Source organism: uncultured Thermosynechococcus sp. (assembly GCF_937958135.1).
GTDB lineage: Bacteria > Cyanobacteriota > Cyanobacteriia > Thermosynechococcales > Thermosynechococcaceae > Thermosynechococcus.
In genome coordinates, this window is record NZ_CALGOG010000003.1 from 24191 (window position 1) to 30744 (window position 6554).

A 6554-nucleotide genomic window follows, 5' to 3' on the forward strand; every position below is an offset into this window, starting at 1 on the left:
GCGTGGAAATCACATTTTTAGGCACGAGTTCCGGGGTTCCCACCCGCACACGCAATGTTTCCAGCGTTGCTCTGCGGCTCCCCCAGCGCAAGGAAATTTGGCTCTTTGACTGCGGGGAGGCCACCCAGCACCAATTGCTGCGCAGCGACCTGCGCACCAGCCAGATCCGCCGAATTTTCATTAGCCACATGCACGGCGATCACATCTTTGGGCTGATGGGCTTGCTGGCCAGTTGCGGTCTTGCGGGAACGGTGAGTCAAATTGATGTCTATGGCCCGCCGACCTTAAACCGCTACGTTGAAAGTTGTTTGCGCTGGTCGGCCATGCGGCTCCCCTACAAGTTGCAGGTGCATACGGTGGAGCCAGGGGAAGTCTTTAGCGATGGCGAGTTTACGGTGACCTGTCGGCTGCTGCATCATCGGGTGCCCGCCTTTGGCTACCGCGTTACGGAGAGCGATCGCCCCGGTCGCTTTCATGTGGAAAAAGCCCAAGCCCTAGGGATTCCCTCTGGTCCACTGTATGGTCAACTCAAGCAGGGTAAAACCATTACCCTTGAAGATGGCCGCACGTTCGATGGCCGCGACTTTTGCGATCCACCGCAGCGGGGACGCAGTATGGTCTATTGCACAGATACAGTATTTTGTGACAGCGCCGTTGAACTAGCTCAGCAGGCGGATGTGCTCATTCACGAGGCCACCTTTTCCCATCGGGAGGCAGACTTGGCCTTTGCGCGGCTGCATTCCACCTCGACAATGGCAGCTCAGGTGGCGGCCTTTGCCCAAGTGAAGTTGCTCTTCCTCACCCACTTTAGTGCCCGCTACGCCCCCGGCAATCCGCTGCAGGTGGAAGATCTGCTTGCGGAAGCACAAGCCATTTTCCCCAATACCCGCTTGGCGTGGGATTTTCTCCACTATGAGATCCCCCGCGAGGGCAGTGAAGCAGCCCCGCCAGAGAACCCTGCGCCCCCCGCAACAAGAGAGGAGAAACTTCCTAGCCAACCGGTGGAGAAAGGGGTTGCCGTTGCCAAGAAAACCCTGTCGGCGATCGCCATCAACCGTGCCACCCGCCAACAAATGCAGCAGAAACTCGGAATTGATGCTGTTACAGCCAATGCAATTTTGGAGCGGCGGCGGCAGCAAAAATTCACCTGCTTGGCGGAACTCGAACGCCTCTATCCACAGGTGGCCTGGGACACCCTCAACGTGCACTTCTAAAGATTAATTCTTCTGAGTCTTAAACAGGAACTTGATAGGAACTTTTGATTGAGATCAACGTCCTGTTGTGCTGTTAATCACCGTTAAGCCCTAGGAAGGACTGGCATCGTTAAAAGCATACAGGCAAATTTCAAGGGGGCTAGGGTATGATGCTGCTGGAGCTAATCCGCCGTATTCAAAGGAACGAGGGAATCATCGGTTACAATTGGCTTAAGGGACTTGATCTTGCAACGGTTCCCCCATTGGTTTTTGGGAGCGGCTCCTGCCCATGCAATTGTATTTCGACTATGGCGCGACGACCCCCTGTCGAGCGGAAGCTATTGCGGCCATGGTGGCGGCCTATGAACAGCAGTGGGGCAATCCCTCCAGTATTCACGAGTGGGGGCAACGTTCGGCAATTGCCCTGGAGCAGGCACGGATGCAGGTGGCAGCCCTAATTCACGCCCGACCAGAGGAGATTATTTTTACCTCTGGGGGCACAGAGGCAGACAATCTTGCCCTGTGGGGCGTCTGCCGGCGCTATCGCCAACCCCAGCACCTAATTATTTCCGCGGTCGAGCATTCTGCGGTGGCCAAACCGGCGGGTGCCCTAGAATCCCAAGGCTGGCAAGTGACCCGCTTACCGGTTAATCATTGGGGACAGGTGGAACCTGCGCAGTTGCGCCAAGCCCTTCAACCGAACACGGTTTTAGTCTCGATTATCTATGGCCAAAGTGAGGTGGGCACGCTCCAGCCCATTGCCGAGCTGGCGGCCATTTGCCGTGAGGCCGGGGTTCTCTTTCATACGGATGCGGTTCAAGTGGCAGGACGCGTTCCCTTGGATGTGCGGCGGTTAGGAGTGGATTTACTCTCGCTGTCCAGTCATAAGATTTACGGCCCTCAGGGGGCAGGGGCACTGTATGTGCGATCGGGGGTGCCCTTAGAACCCCTCTTGCGCGGCGGTGGGCAGGAACTTGGCGTGAGGGCAGGAACCCAGGCAGTGCCGACCCTTGTGGGTTTTGGGGTGGCGGCGGAGTGGGCAGCGACTGAGCTGGCGACAGAACCAATGCGCCTTGCCCAACTGCGCGATCGCCTGTGGCAGCAGTTGCAGGATCATCCCCAAGTGGAACGCACCGGACACCCTTGGCAGCGATTGCCCCATCACCTGAGTTTAATTGTGCGCGATCGCCACGGCCAGCCCTTGAATGGAAAAACCTTGGTGCGGCAACTGAACCTAGCAGGCATTGGCATTAGTGCGGGTTCTGCCTGTCAAAGCGGCCACACTCAACCTAGTCCTACCCTTTTGGCCATGGGTTATGATCCGGAAACGGCTAAAGCGGGAATTCGCATTACCTTGGGGCGAGAGACCACAACTGCCGACGTGGATTGGTTAGCCATGGTGCTGCGGCAATATTTGGCAGAGGCGATCGCGCCTTCTTTAGCGGTGTCTATTCCTTAGGGGTGATCAATGGTGTGGGCGACATTATCTGCACAGGGGACTTGGGCGCTGGCCAGCTACGGCGTGGTTGCCACCCTGATTCTGCTATGGACAATTCTGCGATCGCTGCGATACCCCTCGCAAAAAGCCACCCTCGAAGCCAAATTAGCAAGGCTGCAAGATCACTGCAATCAACTCCAACAACAACTTCAAGCAACGGTGGCAGAAAATCAACAATTACAGAGAGAGCGCGATTACTGGCAACAGCAACATCAAGCCCTTAGTCATCAACTTACCACCCTAGAGACGACGTATCACCAACTGGAGATGAATCTTCAACGCCTTGAACAGGAGCGCGATCGCCTACAACAAGCACTTCAACAGCCCACCGACTGGTGGGAAGAAATAACAAAAAACTATCAAAGTTGGTGGGAAAGTTTGCCCTTTATTCCCCACGAAAATACCAGCAGCAAATCCTAGGGCAACCGCTCGATGGGCAATGGCGGATAAAAGAGGTAGCCTTGGCCATAGCGACAACCGAGGTTGATTAATTGGGCGGCTTGGGTCGCCGTTTCCACCCCCTCTGCCACCACATCTAGGCGCAGACTCTTGCCTAGGGCAATCACGGCACCGATAATTTCCTGGGCTGCTTGGCTGTTCTCTAAGCTCTGGACAAAGGAGCGATCAATTTTCAGGGCGTGGATTGGCAATTGATGCAACCGACTCAGGGAGGAATAGCCCGTGCCAAAGTCATCAATGTTGAGGGCAACCCCCAGTTGTTGTAGTTCCTTGGCCACCTGTAATGTGGCTTCAAGGTTGCGGATCATTGTTGTTTCCGTAATCTCCAGATGCAGAAGATGGGGGGGCAATTGGGCATTGCGCAACGCCGCCAGAATGTCACCGACAAAGTGGGCATCCACCAGTTGTTGCGGCGAGATATTGATGCCCAAGGTGATGGTCTGACGACGGCTGTCCTGTTGTCGCCACTGGCTGAATTCTTGGATTGCTCGTTCAAAGACCTGTCGGCCAAGGCTGACAATGAGACCTGTTTGCTCCGCAAGGACAATAAATTCAGCGGCAGGAATTTCGCCCTTTTGCGGGTCAAACCAACGGCTGAGGGCTTCAAGACCGACAATCGCCCCGCTCTCCAGCTCAACAATGGGCTGAAAATACACTTGCAACTCACTGTTGGCGATCGCCTGATGCAGTTGGCTCTCAAGGGTAAAGCAACTCTGAGCTTGGGTGTGCATTTGGGGATCGAAGATGCGATACTGCCCCAATCCCTGTTTTTTGGCTTGGTACATGGCTATGTCAGCATCCCGTAAGAGGGTAGCGGCGGAGGCAGTCTCGCGATCGCTAAAAGCCACACCAATACTGGCACTCAAACTCAACAAATGACCATCAATAATCAGCGGTTCCTGAATCACCCGCTCTAGATCGGCAACCCGTGCTTGCACTTGTGCCACCATTTGTTCTGGATCAAGGTCTTCACACAGCACCACAAATTCGTCACCACTTAGATGAGCTAAGGTATCCCCCTCAGGCACCACACTCTGCATCCGCTGCGCCAGGGTAATGAGCACCTGATCGCCCACTTGGTGCCCTAAGCTATCGTTCACCCGCTTAAAGCGATCAATATCAATAAAAACAACGGCAAAGGGTCGATCCCGATGGCGTTGATACTGGCGCCAACAATGCTGCAAGCGCTCCTGGAGCAAGGTACGGTTGGGGAGTCCCGTCAGGGCATCGTGGAGGGCATCGTGAATTAACCGATCCTCCATTTCCTTGCGGCGGGTAATATCGCGCCCCACACATTGATACTCAACACAGCGGCCATGGTTGTCAAAGAAGGCACGGGTAGTCCATTCAAACCAAGCAAAACGTCCTTCACCAAAGGTGACGCCACATTCAATTGTGCTGATGGGCTGCGTGGGGGTAAGGGCTTGCAGGTGTTGTTGGAAACGTTGCTGTGTGAGGGTATCAAACGGGTGTTGGAGCAGCTCCCCAAGGTCACAACTGATCCCTGCCTCAGCCAAATAGCGGAAGAAGGCAGGATTGCCGAAGGTCAAGTGTCCCTCAGGGGTGCAACGATAGAGCAGTTCTGTCTGTGCTTCGAGAACCCGCCGATAGCGTTCCTTTTCTTGATGCAGGGCGCTTACCAATTCGGCACGGTGGATGCCAAAGCCCAGTTGTTCCCCCAGTTGGCGGAGCAGTTCCATCTCGTCGGTTGCCCAAGGTCGAGGAGAAGAGCAGTGGTGGCACAGGAATAATCCCCAGAGGCGTTCCTCCTCAAGAATCGGGACTACCAATAGGGCACGCACCTGCAATTGGCTGAGAAAGTCGCGATGACACTGCCTTATTTCAGCGGTGTTAATATCGGCAACCGCCAGTACCCGTCCTTGGACATAGGCTTCAGCAGACTCGCGGTGGAAGCAGGGGTCATAGAAGGTGCGGTGCAGGAGGGAAAACTGTGCTGCCGCCACTGATTCAGCGACCACTTCACCCCGCCCATCAGCATAGAATTGAAAAATCAGTGTGCGATCGATCCCCAACAATTGACGAACTTCCTCAAGAGCAGTTTTGAGAACCGTCTCTAGATCAAGGGAACGACGAATATTCAGTGTTAGGCGATGGAGGAGTTCTGCTTGGGTTTGTCGTCGCCGTAATGAAGTGGTCGAATCCACCTGAAGCGTAATATTCTGAGAAAAAACCGCCAGTCCTCGACCGGTGGGAAACACCCGCACCGCCAGCCATTGGTTTAAGCTCTGGCAAAACATCTCAAATTGGAGGGGGATTTGTTCTACCATTGCCCGCCGACTTTGGCTCTCAAAAATCGAGTTGCGGGCATCGGGAAAGAGATCCCAGAGGTTTTTCCCCAACATCGCCGAGGCAGATTTTCCCAGTAGGCGGCAAAAATTGCCGTTGACATAGATAACCGTAAAGTTGCGATCTACTTCAAAAAAGTGATCCGACATGCTCTCCAAAATATCGGCCACTTGGTTGTAGGCCGCTTGCAGGCGATCGCTAAATTGGCGCTGTTCTGTTACATCCCGTGCGACCCCATAAATGCGCCCTTGACTGAGAAGCCCTTGCCATTCATACCAGCGGTAGTCTCCCCCTTGGGTGCGCAGGCGAATGGTGTGGTTAGTGATTTGCTCTCCCGCTAGGAGACGTTCCTGCATCTGCCGCTGGCGGGGGCGATCCTCTGGGTGGAGAAATTCTTCAAACTTTGCGCCGGCCAACTGATTCAGGTCATAGCCAAGGCAGGTTTGCCAGTGTTGATTGACCCGCCGCAGCCGTCCCTCACTATCGGCAATCATAAATAGCTCTAGGGAGGAGCCAAAGAAATACTCTAGTTCAGCCGTTTTTTGGGCAATTTCCGCTTGAAAACGAACGCGATCGCTAATGTCGCGCTGCACGCCAAAGTGGCCGATGATTTCTTTGCTTTGGTTGTAGAGGCAAACATAGTTCCCCTCCACCCAAAAGGAGCTGCCATCGCGGCGCTGAAGTTCAATTTCAACGTGAAAACGACCCAAGTCAAACATCGCTCGCCACAGTCGTTTTGCAAGCTCAAGATTATCCCTAAAGCAAATACGGGGCGTCAGGCCAATCAGTTCCTCAGCGGGCAGTTGATACTGTTGGGCAAAGGCACTATTGATCCGAGTCAGACGCTGATGATCGAAGACATACTCTAATACTTCCTCTTTATTGACCGTCTCATCCCAGCGGATCGGACGATCCAACATCATGAAAAAACAAGCCTCAAGGGATTGCTGAAAAAAAGCTTCTAAAAGCTCTTGATTGGCTTGTAGTTCAAGTTCGAGTTGACGGCGGCGAGTCACATCCCGCGACGTGGTCACTAAAAATAAAACATTTCCCGCCTCATCACAAATGGGGTGTGTGAGGGTTTCTAGCCAAATATA

At 54.1% G+C, this 6554-nt stretch carries 4 protein-coding genes; 3 read left to right on the forward strand and 1 reads right to left on the reverse strand.

What is annotated here, in order from left to right; translation table 11 throughout:
* Nucleotides 1-2: 2 nt before the first annotated feature.
* The 3 genes from rnz to Q0711_RS00485 all read left to right on the forward strand — a co-directional run bounded on the left by rnz (nucleotide 3) and on the right by Q0711_RS00485 (nucleotide 3111).
* Nucleotides 3-1214, forward strand: a complete 1212-nt coding sequence (rnz, locus tag Q0711_RS00475) for a ribonuclease Z (protein WP_366519067.1) — start codon at nucleotides 3-5, stop codon at nucleotides 1212-1214.
* A 268-nt stretch (nucleotides 1215-1482) separates the two neighbouring features.
* Entirely contained in the window at nucleotides 1483-2652 is a 1170-nt protein-coding gene (locus Q0711_RS00480; protein WP_298617220.1) for a cysteine desulfurase family protein, read from the forward strand.
* Between the two features lie 9 nt (nucleotides 2653-2661).
* A complete protein-coding gene (locus Q0711_RS00485; protein WP_298615311.1) occupies nucleotides 2662-3111 on the forward strand; it encodes a hypothetical protein in 450 nt (149 codons plus the stop codon).
* Here Q0711_RS00485 and Q0711_RS00490 read toward each other — a convergent pair.
* Nucleotides 3108-6554 (reverse strand): EAL domain-containing protein (locus Q0711_RS00490; protein ID WP_299041259.1); only part of this gene is annotated, 3447 nt, incomplete at its 5' end. The genes Q0711_RS00485 and Q0711_RS00490 overlap by 4 nt on opposite strands.

Excerpts from the sequence above, each read along its gene's own strand:
- Q0711_RS00480 (WP_298617220.1), top strand. The coding sequence starts at position 1,483 with ATGCAATTGTATTTCGACTATGGCGCGACGACCCCCTGTCGAGCGGAA.
- Q0711_RS00485 (WP_298615311.1), top strand. The coding sequence starts at position 2,662 with ATGGTGTGGGCGACATTATCTGCACAGGGGACTTGGGCGCTGGCCAGC.